Origin of the sequence: Caballeronia cordobensis (assembly GCF_001544575.2) — a bacterium.
Taxonomy (GTDB): Bacteria; Pseudomonadota; Gammaproteobacteria; order Burkholderiales; family Burkholderiaceae; genus Caballeronia; species Caballeronia cordobensis.
In genome coordinates this window covers 297,224-320,138 of sequence record NZ_FCNY02000003.1, presented here as the reverse complement: position 1 = coordinate 320,138, position 22,915 = coordinate 297,224, and the positions used below count along the sequence as shown (strand labels likewise).

Annotated in this window: 20 protein-coding genes; 9 read left to right on the top strand and 11 right to left on the bottom strand. The window is 62.3% G+C overall.

The genetic code is table 11. The annotated features are described in order from the left end of the window. Positions 1-2: 2 nt before the first annotated feature. The 7 genes from AWB70_RS07885 to AWB70_RS07855 all read left to right on the top strand — a co-directional run bounded on the left by AWB70_RS07885 (position 3) and on the right by AWB70_RS07855 (position 8,193). A complete protein-coding gene (locus tag AWB70_RS07885) occupies positions 3-944 on the top strand; it encodes an alpha/beta hydrolase (RefSeq protein WP_053571284.1) in 942 nt (313 codons plus the stop codon). Beyond that, complete coding sequence (locus AWB70_RS07880; RefSeq protein ID WP_053571283.1) at positions 941-1,876, top strand: MBL fold metallo-hydrolase; 936 nt, start codon at positions 941-943, stop codon at positions 1,874-1,876. Before AWB70_RS07885 ends, AWB70_RS07880 begins: the two co-directional genes overlap by 4 nt. Continuing rightward, positions 1,873-3,561: a CocE/NonD family hydrolase gene (locus tag AWB70_RS07875; protein WP_053571282.1), complete on the top strand. Its 1,689-nt coding sequence runs from the start codon at positions 1,873-1,875 to the stop codon at positions 3,559-3,561. The genes AWB70_RS07880 and AWB70_RS07875 overlap by 4 nt, the downstream gene beginning before the upstream one ends. A gap of 218 nt (positions 3,562-3,779) precedes the next feature. Next, positions 3,780-4,700, top strand: coding sequence for a SphA family protein (locus AWB70_RS07870; RefSeq protein WP_053571281.1), 921 nt, complete (start codon positions 3,780-3,782; stop codon positions 4,698-4,700). A gap of 13 nt (positions 4,701-4,713) precedes the next feature. Next, positions 4,714-5,979, top strand: a complete 1,266-nt coding sequence (locus AWB70_RS07865) for an MFS transporter (protein WP_053571280.1) — start codon at positions 4,714-4,716, stop codon at positions 5,977-5,979. 304 nt (positions 5,980-6,283) lie between these two features. Next, on the top strand, positions 6,284-7,552 hold the full coding sequence (locus AWB70_RS07860) for a M20 family metallopeptidase (protein WP_053572068.1): 1,269 nt from the start codon (positions 6,284-6,286) through the stop codon (positions 7,550-7,552). Further along, positions 7,549-8,193: a trimeric intracellular cation channel family protein gene (locus AWB70_RS07855; protein WP_053571279.1), complete on the top strand. Its 645-nt coding sequence runs from the start codon at positions 7,549-7,551 to the stop codon at positions 8,191-8,193. Before AWB70_RS07860 ends, AWB70_RS07855 begins: the two co-directional genes overlap by 4 nt. Positions 8,194-8,238: 45 nt before the next feature. Here the strand turns inward: AWB70_RS07855 and AWB70_RS07850 are convergent, their stop codons facing one another. The 10 genes from AWB70_RS07850 to AWB70_RS07805 all read right to left on the bottom strand — a co-directional run bounded on the left by AWB70_RS07850 (position 8,239) and on the right by AWB70_RS07805 (position 19,141). Next, positions 8,239-10,200, bottom strand: coding sequence for a serine hydrolase domain-containing protein (locus AWB70_RS07850; RefSeq protein ID WP_510183500.1), 1,962 nt, complete (start codon positions 10,198-10,200; stop codon positions 8,239-8,241). 90 nt (positions 10,201-10,290) lie between these two features. Then, positions 10,291-10,869 carry an NADPH-dependent FMN reductase gene (gene ssuE / locus AWB70_RS07845; RefSeq protein WP_053571277.1) on the bottom strand — a complete coding sequence of 193 codons (579 nt, stop codon included), beginning with the start codon at positions 10,867-10,869 and terminating at the stop codon, positions 10,291-10,293. Between the two features lie 15 nt (positions 10,870-10,884). After that, positions 10,885-11,166 carry a 2Fe-2S iron-sulfur cluster-binding protein gene (locus AWB70_RS07840; RefSeq protein ID WP_014252258.1) on the bottom strand — a complete coding sequence of 94 codons (282 nt, stop codon included), beginning with the start codon at positions 11,164-11,166 and terminating at the stop codon, positions 10,885-10,887. A gap of 52 nt (positions 11,167-11,218) precedes the next feature. Continuing rightward, positions 11,219-11,977: an iron-containing redox enzyme family protein gene (locus AWB70_RS07835; protein ID WP_053571276.1), complete on the bottom strand. Its 759-nt coding sequence runs from the start codon at positions 11,975-11,977 to the stop codon at positions 11,219-11,221. A 33-nt stretch (positions 11,978-12,010) separates the two neighbouring features. Beyond that, entirely contained in the window at positions 12,011-13,339 is a 1,329-nt protein-coding gene (locus AWB70_RS07830; protein WP_053571275.1) for an ATP-grasp domain-containing protein, read from the bottom strand. 6 nt (positions 13,340-13,345) lie between these two features. Then, positions 13,346-14,590, bottom strand: coding sequence for an ATP-grasp domain-containing protein (locus AWB70_RS07825; RefSeq protein ID WP_053571274.1), 1,245 nt, complete (start codon positions 14,588-14,590; stop codon positions 13,346-13,348). Then, positions 14,587-15,714 (bottom strand): pyridoxal phosphate-dependent aminotransferase, encoded by a 1,128-nt coding sequence (locus AWB70_RS07820; protein WP_053571273.1) that lies wholly within the window; start codon positions 15,712-15,714, stop codon positions 14,587-14,589. Before AWB70_RS07820 ends, AWB70_RS07825 begins: the two co-directional genes overlap by 4 nt. An 8-nt stretch (positions 15,715-15,722) precedes the next feature. Continuing rightward, positions 15,723-16,598 carry a phytanoyl-CoA dioxygenase family protein gene (locus AWB70_RS07815; RefSeq protein WP_053571272.1) on the bottom strand — a complete coding sequence of 292 codons (876 nt, stop codon included), beginning with the start codon at positions 16,596-16,598 and terminating at the stop codon, positions 15,723-15,725. A 19-nt stretch (positions 16,599-16,617) separates the two neighbouring features. Then, positions 16,618-18,006 carry a 3-phosphoshikimate 1-carboxyvinyltransferase gene (locus AWB70_RS07810; RefSeq protein ID WP_063786745.1) on the bottom strand — a complete coding sequence of 463 codons (1,389 nt, stop codon included), beginning with the start codon at positions 18,004-18,006 and terminating at the stop codon, positions 16,618-16,620. A gap of 25 nt (positions 18,007-18,031) precedes the next feature. Further along, entirely contained in the window at positions 18,032-19,141 is a 1,110-nt protein-coding gene (locus AWB70_RS07805; RefSeq protein WP_053571271.1) for an N-acetyltransferase DgcN family protein, read from the bottom strand. Between the two features lie 182 nt (positions 19,142-19,323). On the opposite strand from AWB70_RS07805, the gene AWB70_RS07800 reads away from it, so the two are divergent. Further along, positions 19,324-20,565, top strand: coding sequence for an LLM class flavin-dependent oxidoreductase (locus tag AWB70_RS07800; RefSeq protein ID WP_235024162.1), 1,242 nt, complete (start codon positions 19,324-19,326; stop codon positions 20,563-20,565). Further along, positions 20,555-21,835 carry an MFS transporter gene (locus AWB70_RS07795; RefSeq protein WP_235024161.1) on the top strand — a complete coding sequence of 427 codons (1,281 nt, stop codon included), beginning with the start codon at positions 20,555-20,557 and terminating at the stop codon, positions 21,833-21,835. Before AWB70_RS07800 ends, AWB70_RS07795 begins: the two co-directional genes overlap by 11 nt. A 33-nt stretch (positions 21,836-21,868) precedes the next feature. On the opposite strand, the gene argP is transcribed toward AWB70_RS07795, so the two are convergent. Further along, positions 21,869-22,813, bottom strand: a complete 945-nt coding sequence (gene argP, locus AWB70_RS07790; protein WP_063716395.1) for an HTH-type transcriptional regulator ArgP — start codon at positions 22,811-22,813, stop codon at positions 21,869-21,871. Positions 22,814-22,915 lie beyond the last annotated feature (102 nt).

The window sequence follows — 22,915 nt, the reverse complement described above, 5'->3', positions numbered from 1 at the left end:
CTATGGCACTGCATCCGACTGTGGCCGAGTTCATCGCGTCCCTTCCGCCTCCACCTCCCGGTCCACTCAATCCGGAGGCCATGCGAGCGGCTGACGAGAGCCACGTTCCTCCGTTAGAGAAGCGGCCTCCCGTTCATTCGGTATTCGACCAGTCCTTGTCGACACCGGCCGGCGATGTTCCCGTGCGCGTCTACAAGCCGACGGAAGCCGACATCCATCCGGTACTGGTTTATTTCCACGGTGGCGCGTTCTTTCTTGGCAGCCTCAACACGCACGATCATGTTGCGCGCGCACTGGCCAATGCCACGCAATGCGTTGTCGTTTCAGTCGGTTACCGGCTGGCTCCCGAACACGTCTTCCCCGCAGGCCTGAGCGACTGCTACGCCGTGGTTCAGTGGATAGAAAAGAATGGCCGCAGTCCGGGCAACGGGATTGGCTGGGACGGTCAGACCCTGGCAGTGGCAGGTGACAGTTCAGGCGGGAACTTCGCGGCTGCGGTCGCCGCGATGGCGGTCGATGCGGGTCTGAAATGCATCACGCATCAGGTGCTCTATTACCCGTCGCTCGATCTCGACTTCGATGTCGAGCGCTATGCGTCGATGAAGACCAACGCCGTTGGCAATGGTCTGGAAACGGCGATGTTGAAGCCATTCAACGCGTTCTACATCGATAGCGGTGCAAACCCTGCCGATCCTCGCGTGTCGCCCATTAAGAGAGCGGATTTATCCGGATTGCCGCCGGCACTCATTGTCACTGCAGAATGCGATCCCCTTCGTGACGAAGGGGAGTTGTATGGCGCAAAGCTGCAGCAGGCAGGCGTTCCGGCCACGGTTCATCGCTACGAATCGGCCGGGCATGGTTTTGTCCAGCATTTTTCCTGGCTGCCGGAATTCCAGGGCGTGTTCGCCGAAACGTCTGATTTCATCAGGAATGCAAAGCGATGAACGCCGTCGATATCCACCCGTTGTTTTCGCAATGGGGGCGTTTTGGCCTCTACAGTTTCTTCATCGACGGAAGCGAGCCGGCTATCGTTGACACTGGCATCGCATCATCGCCGGCGGACGGCATTGCACCAGCCCTGAAGCAATTGGGGCGACGCATTGAAGACGTGCGCTGGATTCTTTTGACGCACGGGCATATCGACCACATGGGTGGTGCGCATGCCTTATGGGAGCTGACCGGCCGCAAAGCCAAAGTGGTTATCCACGAGGCGGATGCGCCGTTCCTTCGATCGCGCCGCACTCACGTCGAAGAATATCTGGCCGCGCGTGGACGCTATATCAACGACCCGGAAGGAGAAGCCAGGCTGACGGCGGCCTGTGAGGCCGCTATCTCCGGGGAAATGGAGCCGCACCGGGTTGTCCGCCATGGCGACCAGATATCGCTTGGACCGGATGTGACGATCACAGTGCACTCCGTGCCGGGTCACACGGCAGGTTCGGTGGCCTATGTGGTGGAAGGGCAGCGCGATGTATTCGTCGGCGATGCCGTGCAGATTCACGGTGCCGCCAACGGATTTCCGAGCTATGCAGATCCTGATGCGTATCGTGCCAGCCTGCTGCACCTGCGCGACCACGTCAAGCCAAACCGCCTGTTTCTCGGTCATCCCTATCGCAGCCAGGGTGCTGAATCATTGGGCGTGGTGCTGGACCGCGAACAGGCAGCAGCCAAGATCCAGGAAAGCCTCGACATCGAGGCGAGGGTGCGTGCCGCCACCAAGCAATTCGGCCTCGACGGCAAGGCTATTGCCACGGCTCCCTGTTCGCCGTTTTGCTGTATCGCCCAGCATTTGCGCTACGACGGCGATCCAACCTTGGAACCCTCACCGTTCTTTACCACGATGCACGGATACTTTCACAAGGGCTATCGCTCATGATGGTTGTACACAAAGACCTGCGTGTGCCTATGCGCGACGGCATTCAACTGGCCGCAGACGCCTATCATGCCGAAGGCGATATGCCGCGCCCGGCACTGGTCGCGCTGAGTCCTTACGGCAAGGAATTACAGGCGCTGGCGCTTACCATTCCGCCCCAGCGACGTCCCTCTCCGTTGTGGGACGGATGCATCGAGGCGGGTGACATCGCTCGTGTGGTGAAGGAGGGCTACGTCCACGTGATCGGTGACGTACGTGGCTCCGGCGGTTCAGAGGGAGAACACATCGGCAACTACAACGCCGGTGGCGTTCCGCTCGGATGCGACGCATACGATTTCATTGAGTGGGTTGCCGCGCAACCGTGGTGCAACGGCGTGGTGGGCATGATCGGTATTTCTTATTTCGGCTCCATGCAGATCTTTGCCGCGGCCGAGCGCCCCCCGCATCTCAAGGCCATCTTCGTGAGCGGTGGGCATTTCGACTTCTACGAAACGACGTATCACGGCGGCGTCATGTGGTTCATGCCGCGCGCTGCACGAGAGGGCCGTGGCGGCGACTCGGGCTGGGCCTTCACGCATCGTCACAAATCTCGCATGCTGGAGACGTACTCCGAAGAGGAAATCAAGCGACGTGTGGCAGAGCGACTCGCCGACCCCGACGTGGCCGCCTGGCCCAACCTGGTGCATCTACTCAATTATCCGATTCACCACGAGTCCTGGTTCGACATTGTCATGAACCCTCTCGACGGCGATTGGTACGAAGAGCAGAACCCGATCAATCTGGCTAAAAACATCGACATCCCTGTCTATTTGCAGATCAACCAGGGGCGCGGCTGGACCATGGACGGAACGATCGAACTCTTCGATGTGCTGAAAGGCCCGAAGAAGCTGGAAATCGGTCCGTATCCACCGATGCAGACGCGCCCTTGGGTGGACGAGCACGACACCATGTTCCGCTGGTACGACTACTGGCTAAAGGGTATCGACAACGGGATCATGGACGAGCCAGCGGTGAAGGTGCATGTCGAAGGCAGCCGTCAATGGATGGCCGCCGACCATTGGCCCGTCACGCCTGTGACATACAAGGCTTTGTACTTGCGCACGCGTAGCAAGCTGGCGTTCGAACCCGAGCCGTTGAACGCGGATCATGCACATCCCGAAGGCTTCTATCAGGCGCCGCTGACAATGGTAGACAAGGTCGAGAAGCTGACATGGTCCACCGAACCGTTCCAGGTTGCAACATCGGCGCATGGCGTGGGCGCCGCGCATCTTTATGTCGCAATCGACCAGGACGATACCAATCTTATCCTGCGCCTGTGGGACGAAGCGCCTACTGGCAAGCGCCAGCTTGTTACGACAGGTTTCCTCAAGGCGTCGCATCGCGAACTCGACGAACGTTCCAGCGACGGCAGTCCGTATCACCCACATACCCTCAGTGTGCCTGTCGAGCCTGGAGTGATCAACGAATACGTCGTGCGACTCTATCCCTTCGCAAATGAATTTAAGGCTGGCCACAAGCTGGTCGTCGAACTTATGTGTAATGAGCCGCTTGTGGATGAGCACAATTCCCTGTTGCCTCCCGACGCATTTCACCTGCCCGTTGGACGAGCAGTGACTCACACCATTTATCGAGATTCAACGCACCTTTCGCGTCTTGTTTTGCCTTTTGCGTTGTGTTCGAACAGATAGCCAGCAAGACATTCAATTTTTCCGAATAGGCACTGCATAGCCGTGCCATTGCCTTTGAATAGGTCGTTTTAGGGGATGGTCGAAAGTCGATGAACATAGAGATCTATAAAAAGTAAATAGTAGTACTACCTATAGGAGACGAAATGAAAAGAGGGCGTGTTTCCCAAAGAAGGATACAGCGATCCGTACAGGTCGTTCTTGGAGCGACGTTGGCTGCGATGTCATGTTCGAGTCAGGCATCGACATACCAGCCGGCGGGCATCGACCTTGGCGCGACGACGTTCAACGATGCGTTTGGCAGTATGGAGCCGGGTTGGACGACGATCCAGCTCTTGCAGTACAAGCACAACACCAAGTTTTATACGAACACCGGCGCGCAAAGTTCCGCATTCAAGGACGCGCAGCTCAATGCGTTCGTATGGGTGCCGCAATTAATTTATACGTCGCCGATTCACGTACTAGGGGGCGCGCTCGGCTTCACGGCGCTGCTGCCGGTTACGTCGTTGAACGCGCACTCGACCGAGTTCAATCCTTATGCGCCGACGCTGACCGCGCGTTCGGGCATTGGTGACATCACATTCGGGCCGTTTTTGCAGATGGCTCCGGTGATCAGCAACGGTCGCCCGGTTTTCGTGCAGCGTTTCGAGTTCGACGTAATCGCGCCGACGGGCGCCTATGACCCGAACAAGCTGGTCAATCCGAGTTCGGGATTCTGGTCGCTGAACCCGCACTGGTCGGTGACGGTTTTGCCTACGCCGAAGACGGAAGTGTCGATGCGGATGCACTATCTATACAACTTCAAGAACACCAATCCGGGCATCAACAACCTCTACCAAGTCCCGGGGATTGTCAACTTCCGGGCTGGCCAGGCGGTGTGGGCTAACTTCGCCGCATCTTACAAGATAATGCCGAACCTCGATGTCGGCTTGAACGGGTTCTGGTTCCGCCAGATTTCGGACGATCATGTCAATGGCGCCAGCCAAGCCGCTGGCCGCACGACAAACCTGTCGCTCGGTCCCGGTGCCCAGTGGACGATCGATCATAAGAACTTCGTATTTGCAAACCTCTATTTCCCGGTGGTGGAGCGCAATACTTACTCCGGCACTCATGTGAACCTGCGCTGGATTCATGCGTTCTGACCAGGAGATGGCCATGCAGAAGGTACAGGACTTACCAAGAATCGAGAGTGCTCGCGGGATAGCGACACTAATGATGTCCCACTGCGCAGGTATGTTGGACCTGGTTGCACTGCCGTTATGGGTGGGCACGCTGATCGCGCACTATCGGTTCAATCCTCAACAGGCGGGAACACTACCGACGCTATTTTTGATTGGCGCATCGCTGTCCAGCATGTTCTTTGCATCCCGCTTTAACCGCGTGAACGCAAAGTGGACTGCGGTGATTGGCTTCGCTTCAGCGGCGTTGGCCTTCGCGCTGTGCTTCGGACAATCCACCATGGCCACGCTGGCGCCCCTGCATTTCGCCGGCGGCTTGGCGGTGGGAGCCGCTTTGAGTTCGACGCACGGCACGATTGGGCGTGCGCTCAATCCTCACCAGGTATTCGCATGGGCTGGGCTAGCTATTGGCGTATTCGGTATCGTTTTTTTTGGCGGTACGCCAGAGGTTCTAGCCAAGTTTGGAGGGGCGACGCTCTTTATTGTCTTTGCGGGAACCATGGGACTGGCGGCCGTGATGGGACTGCTCTTTTTCCCATGTCCGAGCCGGCAGATCGCGGAAGATCGCCAGCAATCTTCTGTTCGAGCGCAGCCGCTCGACCGGGCGGTCTGGTTCACGATTGCCGGAATCGCTTTGCTCGCGATGACCCAAGGTATGACACTCTGTTTTTACGAGCGAATCGGAATGGCGCGAGGCTTTGGCCGGGAACTGGTGACTTTGGCGCTGGTGGTTTATGGCATCGTCGCGCTACTGCCGACACCGTTGGCTAGTCTCCTTGAAAAGCGCATCAAGGCAACGACCGTTATTTCAATAGGGCCAATCATGCAGGCCGTATGCTCCATGATCGTGACGCATACCTGGAGTTATGCGATGTTTGCAGCATCAGGCGCGCTGATGGCATTCACAATTTTGTTCGTACACACCTATGCTTTTGGACTGCTTGCGCGCCTGGATTCTACCGGGCGCGCGGTGGCGGCAACTCCTGCCATGCTCATGGTGGGGGCCGCCATCGCGCCATTCCTTGGCGGGACACTTGTGAAGTTCATCGGATTCAATGCAATTGGTTATGCGGCCATTGCTTTGGTCGCGGCTCAATTGTTGTTTTTTAACCTGACGCGCCGGACTGTCGCGCAAACAGAAGACACTCGCGCCGGCTTTTCAGGAAGTGTCGTCGAGCTTTCTGCGCCGTTCGGAGAAGGACGCGAGGAAGTATGGTCGGACGAGGGGCGACGTTCTCGTTGATCCACTTGGTGCTGGATTGAAGGACCTGCTCTCCACAAGAGCAGGTCGCGCTTCCGCAACAAAGACCTTTTCGATTATCGTGATCGAGACTATCGTTTTGTCGTGTCCCTGTCCCATTTCGATGCAGTAGGCAATTTGACGGGAAACATAATATGAAGTGTCAGGGTGGAGGGGTGGCCCGCCCGAATGTTCTATGTTTCGCTCTAATCGGCCGCAAGACCAGCCTCAAACTCAAGCTTCACTGATGACCGACGCGTGCGACGCGACATCGACCACCGCAATGAAACATCGAAAAGGATCGATCATGCCAGCATTGGTGGAAGCGACGAAGGACGCCATCGAAAACCTCTTGCCTGAACTCGAAGCGATCTACAAAGACCTGCACCAGCATCCCGAACTGTCGATGCAGGAGGTGCGCACCGCAGGCATTGCGGCAGACTATGTGGAAAAGCTCGGCTATGACGTGACGCGCGATGTGGGTGGGACCGGCGTCGTGGCGGTGTTACGCAACGGCGACGGTCCGACCGTGATGTTGCGCGCCGACATGGACGCGCTTCCGATGGCGGAAGCGACCGGATTGCCGTATGCAAGCACGGTGAGGGCGAAGGACGAAGAAGGCATCGAGGTGGGCGTCGCGCACGCGTGCGGCCACGACATGCACGTGACCTGGCTCATGGGTGTGACGCACCTGATGGCTGCGCATCGGGACGCCTGGCGCGGAACGCTGATGGCAGTCTTCCAGCCAGGCGAGGAAGTGGGGCGCGGCGCCCGCAGCATGATCGACGACGGCATGGCCGAACGCTTCCCGAAGCCTGACGTGATATTCGGGCAGCATGTCATGGTGGGCGAGGCGGGCACGGTCGGTTATCGAAGCGGCACGATTCTTTCGGCAGGCGACAGTCTGAAGGTGACGTTGTTCGGACGCGGCGCGCACGGATCGCAGCCGCAAGCGTCGATCGATCCGGTCATCATGGCAGCCTCGACGACGCTCCGTCTACAGACCATCGTATCGCGGGAAGTCTCGCCGCGCGATAGTGCCGTGCTGACCATTGGCGCGCTGCAGGCGGGAACGAAAGAGAACATCATCCCCGACGACGCGACGCTCAAGCTCAACATGCGCACATTTGACGAAGACGTGCGCGAGTACATGTTAGGCGCGATCCGTCGCATTTGCTGCGCGGAATGCGTTGCCTCCAACGCGCCACGCGAACCCGAATTTACGACGCTTTCGAGCTACCCTCTGACCATCAACGACGCAGAGACGACCCAGCGCGTGAGCAAAGCATTCAAATCGCACTTTGGCGAGCGCGCCTACGAAACCGACCCGGCAGCGGCGAGCGAGGACTTCAGTGTTTTCGGGCGAGAGTGGGGCGTGCCGTATGCGTTCTGGTTCATCGGCGGGACCAATCCGGATACGTTCAGAAGGGCGTTGGAAGAGAAAAAGCTCAACGAAATTCCCGGCAACCATTCACCCAAATTTGCGCCCGTGCTCGACCCCACGCTGCGTACGGGCCTGGAGGCGATGCTTTGTGCGGCGGGCGCGTGGCTCGATCCGCGAGATGCATCGGCGTGAATCCGCACTCGGTCTACTTCGCCCTGGATCTGATCGGGACGTTTGCATTTGCCATCAGCGGAGCCGTTGCCGCTCGCCAAAGGCGGCTCGACCTGTTCGGCATCCTGGCCATCGCCTTCATGGTGGCGTGCGGCGGCGGAATCGTGCGCGATGTCTGCATTGGCGCGATTCCGCCGGCGGGGCTTTCGAACTGGAGATATCTGGCGGCTTCCGTGCTCGCATCCGCTGTCGCGATTTTTGCGTATGCGCCGGTACGCCGCCTGCGACAGCCTGTCCTTTTCTTCGATGCGATCGGGCTTGGCCTATTCGCCGTGGCGGGCTCGCAAAAGGCCCTGAGCTTCGGGCATAGCGCGGAACTCGCCATTTTGCTCGGCATCGTGACTGCGGTTGGCGGCGGTGTCATGCGCGACGTCGTGCTCTCGCGCCTGCCGGCCATCCTGGATCGCGAAATCTATGCCACGGCTGCGCTCGCCGGTGCAGGCGCGCAAGTGTTGTTCTCATACGCGCACTGGACGCAGTGGTGGACGCCGTGGTTCGCGACAGTCCTATGCGTCGTCATTCGGCTCGCGTCGCTTCGGTTTGGCTGGCGCCTTCCCGTGTTTCGTGGGGATCGCGCCAGCGAGCTTGCTGGCGACGAATAGCACGACGGGGGCGAAATGAGGCACTGCGACAGAGCCACGCCATGTTCAGAGCTTCGTGTAAATCGAACTCCCCAGCGTCAGAGTCGTTCCGCTGCCCGCCGATGCAAAACGAATCTCATAGAGATCGCGACCAAAGTTGCCGGGCACTTTGACCGACATCCCGCCACGGTCGTCCGCAAGCGGCACGAAGAGCTGATAGCGAAGGTCCGTGTTGCCGTACAGAACATAGCCCGGCAGCTCGGTTAAGGTAGTGAGGAAGGCCGGCTCGTTGCCGAGGATGACGATCGGCACGGCCGTCGGCGAATCGTTTGTCAGGGTCCACTGCGTGCCCAGGCGCTGCTGCCACGCGTTGTCGAGCGGCGCAAGCGGGGCCAGCTGCTGACCGATCGGCAGCGTCAGATAGGCATAACCGGCGCCCGGCGCGACGCGCTTCATCAGATAGCGGTAGCTGAATGCATTGCCGTTTTCGTCCGTTCCGGAAGCGACCGCGAAACGATACGACGCGGTATCGGTGCCGCTCCACCACCAGCCGTCGCTGCGATATTGATAAGCGCCTACCTGCTTCCACGCACGCGTAGGGCCATCCCATTGATTGAGTTGCAGGCTGCCATCCGGATTGGCAATCGCCTGAAGCGGCGAGTCGGAATTGCCGTAGATGCCGCCCGCGGTGGTGATGCCCGGACCGGACGCAGCGGGCGGCGCGGTCGTGCTGACTTTAGCCGGCAGCGAGGTGATGGTGCCGTCTTCCTTTAGCGCGGACAGCACGAGACTTTCCGCGAGTTTGCGGGCGTCGTAGCCTGAGTTGCCGGTCACCATCAACGCCAGTTGCGCCTTCGGCACGACGAAAAATTCGCTCGTGTAGAACGCGGTCCCGCCATCCTTTTCCCATCCGAGGACGCCCGCGGCCTGCAGTGCGGGCTGCTGGACCGAATCCCAGCCGAGACCCCAGCGCCATTCGGGCGACGGGTTGATGAGGAGGCCGGTCGACTGGTCCGTGCCCATTTGCGCGATGCCTTCGGCGGACACCACGCGTTTCCCGTCGAACACGCCGCCGCCGAGGAACATCTGCGCGAGATTCATCATGTCGGCCGGTGTCGAGCTCAGGCCGCCGGTCGCGTAGGCATTGACGAATTCCTGATACTGCGTGCCCTGCGCAAACGGATACGAGAAGGAACCCTCGGTGGGCACGGCGGTGAGATAACTGGAGTTCGTCATCTTGAGCGGCGCGAGGATGTTCGCCTGAACGAAGCTCGCAAAGCTCTGCCCGGTCCTCGCGAGGACGATCTGCTCGACCATCGTGAAGCCGTCGTTGCAATACACGGCGAGCTCGCCGGGAAAATGCTTCAGATGCGTATTCGCCAGTTCGGCCTGTGTATCGGCCGCGTAACCGGGAACCGGTGCGAAGGTGAAGAGATTGCGCGAATTGGTGCCCGGCAGTCCCGAAGAATGCGACAGCAGATGACGCGTGGTGATCTTCGCGAACTCGGGTGAAAGCATCGTGAACGTCGGCAGATACTGGACGATCGGCGTATCGAGCGTGATCAGTCCGCGATCCTGGAGAATCGTGGCGGCGAGCGCCGGAAAAAGCTTGCTGACCGAGCCGATATTGAAGCGCGTCTGGGTCGTCGCCTTCGTCTGGTTCGGCACCGACGATACGCCGAACGCCTGCTGCCAGAAGACGTTGTTGCCCTTGAGCATGGCCACGGAAATCGCCGCGACAGGTTGCGCCGGGTCGCCGATCACCTGCTGGATGGCCTGTTGCCCCATGGCGACGGTTTGCGGATACATCTGTGAACCGGAGTCGTCGCTGCCGCACCCCGGCAGCAGTGTCGCGAGCATCCCGGCGCCGGCAAGACCGAGAAACTGACGCCGGCCCGCGCTGTCCGGGTCCGGGTTGAAGGGCAATGCGTCGCTGGCACGGTGGGATCGGGGCACGACGGCTCTCCTTATTGTTTTTCGCGGGACGTACTCTGTGCGGATCGAACCTTGTGCGCTGATTATAGGCATGAAAATCATGCCGAAACGCTTTCGTTAGATTAAAAGTTGATGTCAGCCGATCAGGCGCCGACGCGGTCGGCGGATTCGCGCGCCCTACGACTACGCCGCCGATTGAACCATGCGCGGCTGACGCAAGCGGCGCAACGCAGCCGCATCGTCGAGCGCCGCCATGAGTGCATCGACCGCATCGGCAAGACGTTGCGCGATCGCGCCGCTGAGCGTGTAGGCGCCGTCGACCACCGCTATCTCCCCCTCCGTCGCGAAGACATTGCCGAGTACGTGCTGCGCGCCGAGCGACGCCAGGACAGGCTTCAGCGCATAGTCGAGCGCGAGCAGATGGGCGAGGCTGCCGCCGGTGGCGAAAGGCAAGACCGGCTTGGACGCCAGGGCCGAGCGCGGCAGCAGATCGAGGAAAGTCTTCAGCAAGCCGGAATAGGAAGCCTTGTAGAGCGGGGTCGCGATTACGACGGCCTGAGCCTCTTCGACGAGCGCGAGCGCGGCGCGCACGTCCGGGTCGCCGAAGTCGGCGTGCACGAGCGCTGCCGCGGGCAGTTCGCGAACATCGATGCGTCTGACCGGAATGCCATGCGCATGCAGCACGTTTTCGGCGACATGCAGCAGGTGCGCGCTGCGCGAGCGGGCGGCCGGGCTGCCGGATATCGTGACGATAGGGTTCAAATTGGGTCTCCCGGCTCAGCGTTGCTGGATCGTCACATCGCCGTGCAACTGGCATTGGCAGGCTAGACGATGACTTGCATCCCTATAACCGAGAAAGGCGAGCAGGCGCGTCTCGTCCTCGTCGGGCAGCGAAAGGTTGGCTGCGCCGTCGATCACCTCGATCACGCAGATGCCGCACATGCCGGCCCGGCATCCGAAGGTGAGCCCCGCGAGCTGCAGCTCGGCGGCATCGGAGAGATAGGCGTCGTGGGGCAGCGTGAAGCTCTCGCCGGTCGTGCTGACGTTTACTTTATGCATGTTCAGGCCCAGGTGCGACGGCTGCCCGTGCGGGCAGCCGCAGGTTATCGATTCACGCGGTCGCCATTTCCGCCACGGGCGGCGTTCCGACCGTGGTCTCGTAAAGCTCGCGGAAGTACATGGCGAGGATGGTCTGAATGTCGTCGAAATAGCGCAGCACCTTTTCGACGTCTTCTTCCGATTGAATCAGGTAGCGCAGGATGCGCCACATCTCGCCCGCGTGATCGTCGCCGACATCGGTGTTGATGTGCGCGAGCTGGCCTTTGATCTTCTCGTCGCCGAGCGTCGTGCGCAGCGATTCGATCTGGCGAGGCGTGAGCTTCGCCGTCGTGTACTCGACCAGATAGCTCGATGCGACCACCCCGAGCGGGCTTTCGTGCTCGCAGAGAAAATAGAAGAATCCTTGCAGCAGACGGGTCGCGAGGAACGGCTCGGTGGCAAGCAGTTCCTCCTGCGTGACGCCGAGCGCCTTGCAGTCCTGCATGAACAACTGGTCGTGGTTCATCTCTTCGGACTGGTATTGCCCGTAAAGCTGCGCGGCTTCCGGCGAAATCTGGGTGATCGCGTGCAGCGCCTTGCAATGCGCCGAGCGGCTCAGACGAATGCGCCATACATGCTCGATCGTATGGCGGCGATACCATCTGCTGTCCAGCTTCCGGCTTTCCAGGTGGTTGGCATAGGGAACGGTAGCGGCCCATTCGGCCATCTTCCCGTCGAGATACCGGTCGAGCCGGGCCCGCACTTCCTGGCCCTCGGCGAGTGAGTAAAAGGGTGTCGGGCGTTCAATGCCGCATCGGGTCACGCGATTCATGGTCTTCTCCTCGAGAATGGAATGGGCGGCGCGTCATGCCGCATCGGAATAACGCACGACGAGCTTCTGGTCGAGCATGGCCGCGAGCGCATTCAGCTGGGTCGCGATCTCGTCGATGGGCACCTTCCAGAGCGCGTTCAGAATGAAGATGCCGCGCTCCGAGTCGGGCAGCCTGGTGCCTTCGCGCACCGGGCTTTCGATGATGTCCGGCTGCGGCGCGAGCTCGTGTGTCGACAGCGTCGCGAGCGTACGGTTGCGCTGGCCATAGCGGCTGAAGAACACCGTGCCCTGCTGCATGCTCTTGTCGCGACGGCGCGTGCTCTCGCGCAGCACGTCCAGTTCGTCGCGCAATGCGCGGCGCGCGGCGTCGGTCGTGGCGCACAGCATCCTGACCCATAGTTCGAGCATCGAAAGGCCGCCCGTGAAGATACCGATGCTCTGGTTGATGAGCGCGCCGCCCATACGGGCATTGATCTCGATGATGTCCCAGTGCTCGTCGCGCGGATCGTGGCGCGCCTCGATGTGATAGCACCCGTCGCGCAGTTGCAGCGCCGCGAGGCATTCATCCACGAAACGCTCGCCGGCGAGCTGTTGCGCATCGCTCAGGCGCGGCGCGGGAAGCGAGTTGCTGGTTTCGAGCGTCGTGCCGCTCGAATCGTCCAGATACTTCGCGTGCACGCCGATGACATAGCTCGCGCCGCCCATCGCCAGTACTTCCAGGCTGTACTCGTCGCCGTGCAGGTAGTCCTCCGCGATGAAGTCGAACTGGCCGGCGAAGATCGCGCGAAAGGCTTGATCGTCGCGCATCTGCTGCTTGAGCACCTGTAGCCGCTCGGGCGTCAGCGTATCGTCGAGCCGGAAGCAGGCGAACGAACCGGCGCCGCGCCGTGGCTTGACGAAGAGCTTCCTCCCGCTCGCGCGCAGCACGCTCAGCGACTCTTCATCGAGCACGGTCGCCACCGAGCGGCTCAAGCCTCGCTCGACGAGAGACTGGCGGCACAGATACTTGTCCATGCAGCGACGCACCGCCGCCGGATCGACATCGACGGCGCCGAGCCGCTGGTTGGTGAGCGCCATCAGCACGCGGTAGCCTTCGAACGTCGCGAGCGATGCGATGATCGTGAAGCCTTCGTCGCGCGCCTCGGTCAGCACCATCGACACATGGGATTCGTCGAGGTGCTCGTCGTCGACATGCCAGAGGCGGGCGGGGCTGAGCGCGTTCAGTTGCTCGAGATCGCGCACGTCGCGCGGTTTCGAGCTGAGAATCACCAGGGCGACGTCGAGTCGTTCGACGTACTCCTTGATCATCGCCGCATAGGAGCGGGCCTGGTGTGCGAAAAGAAGCAGGGCGGGTTTCGTCATGATGTGTCAGGGCTCGGTGGTGGTGATGGAGAACGCGTTGAGAACATGGGCGACGTCGCTTTCGACCTCGTCCGCGGACGTCGAGTCGAACAGAAAGCGGCCCGACTGCATCGAGCAGTAGCCGTCTTCGTGCTCGATGAGCTGGCCTTCGTCGGGCACGAGCTGGCGGTAGAGGCTGCGCAGGCGGTCATCGAAGCGCGTGACGGAGCGCACGCGCAGGGGCAGGCCATCGGGGCGAGGGAACATCAGCCACGCGCCGATCGAGCGCTGTTGCGCGCGCAGCGTGGCGTCCTGACCCATGCTCATGTTGACCCACTCGCAGAACAGGTTGATGCCGGTGGCCCGATGGATGACCGAAGGCACGTCCGCGCCGCCGACACGCGCGCCGACTTCCAGGAACACGAGTTCGCCTTCGGCCGTGTGAAAGAGCTCCAGGTGAAACGGGCACGCCTTCAGACCGATGGCCTCGATGCAGCGCGCCGAGAAGCGGCTCACCGTTGTATGAAGCACGGTGCCGGGTTTCAGCGTGATCGCACCGAGCGGCGCGCCGAAGGTGAAATCGAGGCACGTGTTGAGATAGCGCGAGGGCACGACCAGCGTGACGTTTCCTGAAGGATCGACGAGCCCGTCGATGTGCAGCAGCGTGCCGTCGATGAACTCCTCCAGGTCCCACGTCTCGTGCGCCGGCAGCGCGGACACGCTGGCGCGCAACTGAGGCGCGTCCTCGATCCTGCGTACGCCCTGACTCGACTGGCCGTTGGTCGGTTTCAGGATCAGCGGATAGCCCGCGCTCGCCGCGAACGCGAAGGCGTCGTCCACTTGCCCCGCCGTGATCGCGGTGTAGCGCGGAGTGCGCAGTCCGGCAGCCGACACTTTCGCTTTCATCAGGAGCTTGTCGCGGCCGAGGCGATTCTCGGCCGTCCATTTGCCGGGGATGCGAAACTCCTCGCGAAGCTGCGCGCCGAGGTCCTGCAGCGACTCGGAGAAGACGATCAGGCGATCGATCGGCCCGTGCTCGCTCGCGATTCGCGAGAGAATCGGCCGGTACGCCGCGATGTCGTCGAGCCGGTCCAGTTCGTACACGCTGTGGCTGCCCGGCGGCGCCATGATCGCCGAGCGGCCGCGGCGGTTCACGATATAGCTGACGTCGTGCGCTTCGTGATCGAGGAACGCCTCGTAGCACACGAGATGGAAGTCCCATCTCGCGGTGCCGGGAAAGCGCGCGAGGTTGTTGATGATGACGACGTTCACGCATCCTCCTCGGTCGTATGGGTCAGGTTTTCAGGCTGCATGAGTTCACGGATGGCGGCCACGAGCCGCCCGATCTCGTCCGCCGTGCCCACGGAGATGCGCAGATGACCGGGCAAGCGGTACGCGTGCATCGCGCGCGTGATCAAGCCACGCGCGAGCAGGCCTTCATAGACGGCGGGTGCGGCCGGTCCGAAATCGGCCAGAACGAAGTTCGCGCTGCCGTCGGCGACGGGAATCTTCATGGCGCCGAGCGCATCGACGAGCGTGCGCCGGCCTTCGCGCACCTGCGCGACGATGCATTCCATATGCGCGCGATCGTCCAGTGCCGCCGCCGCGCCGGCTGCCCCGACACGGTTGACGGGAAAAGGCGGGCGGATGCGGTTCAGCCAGTCGATGAGGCCCGCATCGGCGATGGCGTAGCCGATGCGCAGCCCCGCGAGGCCATACGCCTTCGAGAATGTGCGCGTGACCACGACCCTGGGATGGATGAGCGGCAGCTGCGCGTTGAACGCCGACGCGTCGTCCGATGCGAATTCCGCATAGGCCTCGTCGAGCACCAGGACGACATGAGCGGGCAGGCGCTCGACCAGGTCTCTGAGCCGCGCCGCATCCAGCGCGTGGCCCGAAAGATTGGTCGGCGAGTCGATCAGCATCATGCGCGTACGCGCATCGACCAGGGCTAGCAACGCATCGACGTCGTGCCCGAAATGGCGCCCGGACGCAGCGAACTTCACGGTCGCGCCCTGTTCCTTCACGAAGGCAGGGTAGGCGCAGTAGCCGAACTCCGACAGCACGACGTTATGCTGCGGCGAAACGCATGCGCGAACCAGCGACGCGATCAGGTCGATGGAGCCGTTCCCGATCATGAGGTGACTCGCGGGCACGCGCAGATGCTGCGAGAGCCGGGCGACGAGATCATGCGTATCGGGATAGCGGTGGCTTTGCGCGAGCGCGTCGCCCATCGCCTTCAACATGAGCGGTGACGGCGGCAGCGGCGCCTCGTTGCTGGAGAACTTGAAGATCTCGCTCAGGCCGAAATCCCGCCTGAGCTTCTCCTCGGTGATGCCGGGCCGATACGGCGTGAGCGAACGCAGCGGTGCGGCGACAAACGATGACCAGTCCATTGCGTGCCTCACTTTGCTGCGATGTCGGCGACGGCATAACCTGCCGTCTCCATCACCGTCAGATCCTTGCGCAGATGTGAGCCCTCCTGCACTTCGTACAGCGACCCGAATTCGCGCTCGGCGATCGGCAGCCGATGCAGGCCGGCCTCCACGCGCGCTGCCCGTGCGCGCTGGCCGCGCAGCAGTTGTATGCCCGGCTCGTTGTGCGCGGCATGGGGACCGAAGTAGATCGGAAAGGCGTCGGCTGCGCGGTAGGCCGGCAGGAAGGTGCGGCGGGGCAGGTCGGATTCGTTGCGGGCGGAAGCGTGGAGCGTGAGGCAGTGCAGAAACACGACGCTGCCGGCCGGCACTTCGAGACTGACCGCGCGCGCTTCATCAACGCCCTCGACCTTGCCGCGAAAGTAGCCGTCGATATCGTGCGACAGCAGGCCGCCGCGATGCGAGCCGGGTATCACGCGCAGGCAGCCATTGCGGGCGCTCGCATCGTCGAGAAAGGTGAGGGCGCTCAACAGATCCGTGTTGGTGTGCGGGTAGTACGAGAAGTCCTGATGCCACTCGACGACGCTGCCCACGCGCGGGCCCTTCATGTTGAGCTTGCTGTAGTGAAAGAGAATGTTCCCGCCGATCAGCCGCTCGATGCAGTCCAGCAGCGCGGGCTCGGTGGCCATCGCCCAGAACGTTTCGTGTTTGCGCGTCGGCGACCAGATGCGGCGGACGGTAACGCCGTCGCGCGGCTCGAATTCGTACGGCTTGTCCGGATTGGCGGGGCTCAGCAGTTCGTCGATGGCGGCGAGCGCGCGCCCGACCTGCTCCCGATCGAACATCCGGTCGATAACCAGATACCCGTTATCGGCGTAAAAGCGTGCTTGTTGATCTGAAATCATGCTGGTTCTCCCGTATCGTTCATGCCCGAAGCAGACAGGGTTCGCTGTCGCTGTCATCGAGTTCCTGGCCCGGGCCGACTTCGCGGCAGTGCACGCCCAGGCTTTCGAATTGCGTGAAAAAGTCGGGGAAGGAGCAGGTCACGTCGCGATAGCCGTCGAGCAGATTCGCGTGCCGGCATCGCAGCGATGCGACGAACAGCGACATGAAGATGCGATGGTCTCCCCAGCTCGACAGCTCGACGCCGCCGCTTGGGTCCTCGCCGTGGCCGTTGATCTCGAAGCCGTCGTACACGCCGTCCTTGAACAGCCCTTTGATATCGACGCCGAGCTTGCCGAGCTCGCTCACCATCGCCTTGATCCGCGGCGACTTGTGCAACCGCGTGATCGAACCGCCCACGACGCGGAAGCGTCCCTTCACATAGGCGCCTATCGCGGCGAGCGTCGGCACGATGTTCGGGCAGTCGCTCGCGTCGAACTCGAAGTCGCCGGCGAGCCCCGGCAAGCGATTGACGAGGGTCAGCCGCTTGTGGGTCTCGTCGAAGTTCACCTCGATACCGAGCGTACGCACCACGTCGATAATCGCGTACTCGCCCTGCAGGCTTTGCGCGCTCATGTTCTCGAGCACCGTGACGCCGGGAAAGATCGCGGCGGCGCCGATCAGATAAGACGACGAGGTGTAGTCGCCGCTCACGCGATACGTCGCGGGCCGATATTCACCCGGATACACGCGGATGAGCGAGAGATCGTCGCTCGCTTCGACGCCGATGCCGGCGTGCGTGAGCGTCGCGATGGTCTGGCGAATGTAGGACTTCGAGAGGATCTCGCCTTCGATCACGATCTCGCTGGGCTGCGCAGCCAGGGGCGCGGCAAACATGATCGCGGTGATGAATTGGGAGCTGACATTACCGGGCAGCACGCAGCGCCCGCCCTGGAAGCCGCCGCCCCAGTTGACGATAGGCGCCTTGCCCGCGTCGCCGATGCAGTCGATGCGCGCGCCGAGCCGGTGGAGCGCATCGAACAGCGGCTTCATCACGCGCCCCCTGAGAATGGCGTCGCCGGTGATGACGGCGGGCGATGGCGCGAAACAGGTAAGCGCGGCGAACGTGCGGAATACCAGACCGGAGCCGAGTGCGTCGATGACGCGGTGCCCCAGGCGAAAGTCGCGACCCACGCCGTGGATATCGAGGTAGCCGTCCTTTTCTTCGATCACCGCGCCGAGCGCACGGCATGCGTGCTTCATCGTCTGCGTCTCCACGCAGCGCAGGTCGTTTTCCAGCACCGAGTGGCCACGCGCGAGCGTCGCGGCCAGGATGGCGCGCTGCGTCTCGGGCTTGGAAGATGGCGTGACCGCGCGACCGGTCAGCGCGCGCGCCGGTTCGACGCGCAACAACATCGATTCAACGTTCATGTCGGGTGCTCCCGTTTCGTGCGTATCAGTGGTTCCGGGCCGGTGCTGCGACTCGAAGCGAAGCCTCCGTGCGCTCACCCAGGAGCCCGCGCCGATGTGCGGCGAGCGCATCGACGAGCGTGTCGGCGCCGAAGTGGATGACGTCGGTGGCGGGCAGCCCGGTTTCATCGCGGATGCGCTCGACCACGCTCGCGGCGTCCTCGCGGTTCATGTGCCCGCAATGCACGCTGACACCGACGACTTTGGCAGGCCGCTGAAACGATGCGAGCTGCTCGTACACGGCGATGAGCTCCGCCAGTGGACGCAGCGGCGCATTGGGCCAGCCCTTGTGATGCGAGAGATCCGCCTCGTGGCACAGCACGAGCGCCTGAGGCATCGCCCCGTGCAGCAGGCCGAGCGTGACGCCGCTGTAGGCCGGGTGCGAGATCGAACCCTGGCCTTCGACCACGATCCAGTCGTGATGCGCCGCTGATTCGATCACCATCGATTCGGTGACGCCGGCGATGAAGTCGGCGGGCACGGCATCCACCGCGACCCCTCGGCCGCTGATATAGATGCCGCTCTGGCCGGTAGCGACGAAACCGGCGTTGAAGCCTTTGCGCCTCGCAGCTTCGGTGATCTCGATGGCGCTGGTCTTCTTGCCGACGCGGCAATCGCTCCCGACCGTATGAACGACGAAGCCGTCCAGCTCATCGAGCCGGGCTGCGTTGGTGGCCAGCGTCGCGGGCGGCTCCTTGGTGTCCCATATGCGGCTGCCGGATGCGGCGGACAGTGCGGCGAACTCCGGATCGGTGGCGATGCGAAAGTGCAGGCCGCTCACGACATCGATGCCCCGGCTGAGCGCAAGCGCGATCTGGCCGCGCCATGATTCGGGCAACTCGTTGGAGAACAGGCCGACGCCGATCAGGAGGATCTGCGGCTCGAAGCGCAGCGCCGATTCGAGCGAATCGACGAGCGGAATGCCGTGGCCATAGCCGAGCACGGCGCCCACATCCTGTCCGGCAAGGCGGCTATCGACGACCGCCACGCAATCCTTGTGGCGGTATCGCAGATAGGAAGTGGCGACCTTGCTCGTCACCGGGCCGAAGCAGCCCTCGGCAAAGACGACCACGCGTTTTTCTTTGAGACACAGCATAAGCTCTTGCTCCTGTCATCGGTCAGTCGACTCGTCCCCGAACGAATCGTGAAATCAATGTAGATCAGGAAATGCCGCTCGAGCACATCGGTCGATTTAATTGACGGCGCGTCAGTAAAAGTGCCGGTGAAATAGCCCAAGGCGGTTCGGCGAATGTGCACGGGCCTGCGCGGATACAAGGCGTGCGGTCGGCGATGAGCGGACCGGGATGCACCGCACGCGTTGAGCGCGGCTATCGGTCCGTCAGAATTTCTTGCATCGATGAGTTAGCGCTTGCGATGAGGTTTGCATCGCACCTAAGCTCGTTTCAACTTCAACGAATCCATGCGGAGCAAGCGATGAGACCACTGAGATTCCACTGGTGCGCGCCCAGGGGAGACGGGAATACTAAGGCATCCGAAAAGGATCTGGCGAACGAACTGAACCTCGACGGCATGATCGATTTCGTCCAGGAGGCGGAAGATCTGGGCGTGGATTCGCTGTTGATGGGGATCGGGTTCCACCTGCCTGACCCGCTGCCGCTCATCGGCGCACTGGTCCGGGAGACGAGGAAAGTGACGTTCATTCTCGCGTATCGCCCGGGGTTGATGCCGCCGACGCTGTTTGCGCAGGTCGTGAATACGATTTCGTGGATGTCCGGCAAGCGGATTTCGCTGAACATCGTCGCCGGCATTTCTCCCGAGGAGCAGGCGTACTACGGCGACTATCTGCAGCATGACGATCGCTATCGCCGCACCGATGAATATCTCGCGGTCCTGCAGCGCTTCTGGCACGGCGAATCGCCGATAACGCACGAAGGCGAGCATTACCGCCTGAGCGGCGCGAAACTCGGGCTGCCGTACAAGGACGGCGATCGCCCGCGTCTCTATCTGAGCGGCGCTTCGCAGCAGGCGCAGGAAAGCGCGGTGCGTTGGGGCGATTGCTGGCTGCGCTATGGCGACACGCCGGAAGGCATCGCAGCGGCGAGCCGGTTCGTGCGCGATGCAGGGCGGGAGGTCGGGATTCGCATGCATGTGCTCGCTCGCGAAACGCACGCTGAGGTGCTTGCCGAGATCAAGGCGATGATGGCCAATCCGGACGAGCAGCATCGGCGCAACGTTCGCGAGTTCGTCAGCCACTGCGACTCGCAGGCGGTGAAGACCTCGTTCCGGCTGGCGGAGCAAGCCGTCGATGAATGGTTGTCGCCGGTGCTGTGGTCGGGCGCCGTGGCGTATCGCGGCGGGCCGGCGCTGTGCCTTGCGGGCAGCTACGAGGACGTGGCGCAGAGTCTCATGCAATACAAGAAGGCCGGCGTCACGGAGTTCATCTTTTCGGGCTGGCCCACCCGCGGCGAAATGCGCCGTTTTTTCCAGCATGTTGTCCCGCTCGTGCGCAAGCTCGAAGCCAATGAAGGTGAGCACGAGGAGATAGCCCTTGTCATCTGATGCCATCGACAGCCGCAAGGCCCGGCGCCTGCGCTGCTTCGCCGCCGGGCTGATGCTCGGCATCGTCGCCGAGCAGACGGTGCTTTTCGCGGTGCCCCTCATCATCTATCAGGAAACGGCGAGCATGACGTATTCCGGCATCGCATTTGCCGTGGAGTGGGTGCCGGCGCTGATCTGCTATCCGTTTGCCGGCGTGCTCGCTGACCGTGTCGGTGGAAAGCGGCTGTTTCTCGCGTCGAATGCCGGGCGTGCGCTATGCCTGCTGATTGCGGCGCTCGTATGCTGGACGGTTCCCGGCGCGGCGATCGCCGCGCTCATGATCAATAGCGCATTGCTCTCCGCGTTCATGGCGCCGATTCGCATGTCGGTGGAAAAGACCGTTCCGGCGCTCGCGGAAGGCGACACCCTGGCGCGCCTGCAATCGCTGGTGCAAAACGCGGAATTGCTGTCGAGAGCGCTCGGGCCGGTGCTTGCCGCGGGACTTGCGTACCGGCTCGGCAAGCTCCCGCTGCTCGTCGTCGCGGCGGGTGCGTTCGCCGCCGCCGTCCTGTGCTGGCGCGGTATGCCGACAGGGCTGTCCGCCAAGGCCACACCGAGCCGCGTGGGGCAGGAGCTCCTGCTCGGCTGGAAGCTTCTGATCCGTAACCGGCCGGTGCTCATGCTCGCACTGGTCAACTTCACGATCAACCTTGCGTTTGCCATCGCGATCAGCGCCAATGCCTACCTCATAACTGGGCTCTTCCATGCGCCGGACAGCGTCTTCGGCCTGATGAACACCGCCGCGGGATTGCTCGGCTTCATCAATCTGCTGGCGATGCCCCGTTTGCTGAAAATGTGGTCGGTCTATCGCATCGGCGCGTCGGGATTCGCCGTGATGTGCATCGGCCTCGCGTCGATGGGCTGGACGGACACGCTGTGGATCTACGCAATGTCATTTCCCGCTGCGATGGCCGGCGTCGCGTGGTTCAACGTATTCAACCGCACGCAGCGGGCGAGGGCGATCGAGCCCGAGCACCTCGGCAAGGTCATCGGTCCGTTCTATCTCGTGAACTCGCTCTCGTATCCCATCGCTGGGCTCATTACGGCGGGCCTCGGACCCGCGCTCGGCGTGCAGCACATCATGCTTTTCATGGCAGGGCTTCTATCGCTGCCCGGCGCGGCGTTGCTATGGCTGACGGCTCGCGGGTTCCGCGCAAAGCTGGATGACAAGGGTCCGCAGGAACATGCGCCGGCGTCTGCCGCTGCGCCGAAGTGCCCCGGACGAGCGTAGCGTTGTCGGCCGCGCTCGTCGGGTGCAATGTCTTCACGGGGTCGTGGGTGCCGTCGCATGACTCGCGACTTCCGCGCCGCTCATCTGCAGTATCTCCCGCGCGCTGTTGACGATATCCGAGGAGATCGCCTCGCAGACGGGCGGTGCTGCTCGCCAGTGATGCCAGTACAACGTGACGTGCAGCGGCATGTGCCGCATCACATCGACGAGTTCGCCGCTGGCGAGCCGTGAGCGCACGGTCTGCTCCGGAAGCAGCCCATAGCCCACCCCCGCGACGATCGCCTCGAATTGCGAAGCGGCGGAAGGCAGGAAGTTCTTGCGATAACGGGCGGCGGCTACGCCGAATACCGTGTCGAGATACCGATCCAGCATGGCGGTGCGCTTGCCGAGCAATACGGCGGGCGCTGACGTGGCCGAATGCAGGGTGAAGCCTTTGCAAAAATACCGCAGCATGAAGGCCGGACTCGCAACGCAACGATAGGGCATGGTGCCGATGAGCGTGGCGGCGCAACCGCGCGCAGGCCGCGGCACGGTCGAGACGCAGCCGATGATTTCACCGCGCGTGAGGACCGGAAAAGCCGGATCGGCGTCATCCACGACGATTTCCAGTTCTACCGTGTTGCGTTCGATCAGGCGCTGGGCGACGGCGCTGAACCACGTGTCGATCGAATGCGCATCCACGCCGATGGCGAGCGGCATCATGCCTCGTCCCTCGACGCCATGCGGGCGCACCTGGCTGTAGGTGTCGGCTTCGAGCAGCCGGATGGCGACCACATGCTTGAGCAGCACCTCGCCGACCGCGGTGAGGGCCAGCGGCTTGTCGCGCACCAGCAGGACGGTCGATAGTGCCTCTTCCAGTGCCTTGACGCGTTGTGAGATCGCGCCGCGCGTTACATTGAGCCTCTCGGCCGCGCGTTCGAAACTCAAGGTTTCGACGACGGCTGCGAAAGCCTCCAACTGATGTCGGTCGAGCATCATCAGTTTGCTCCTCAAAATATAGTCAGTACGCGCGTGCATCATGTCGGCACGCGTCGGCCAAGCAACGAGCATCGAGTGGCCAGGGCGATGCTTCGACGGCGC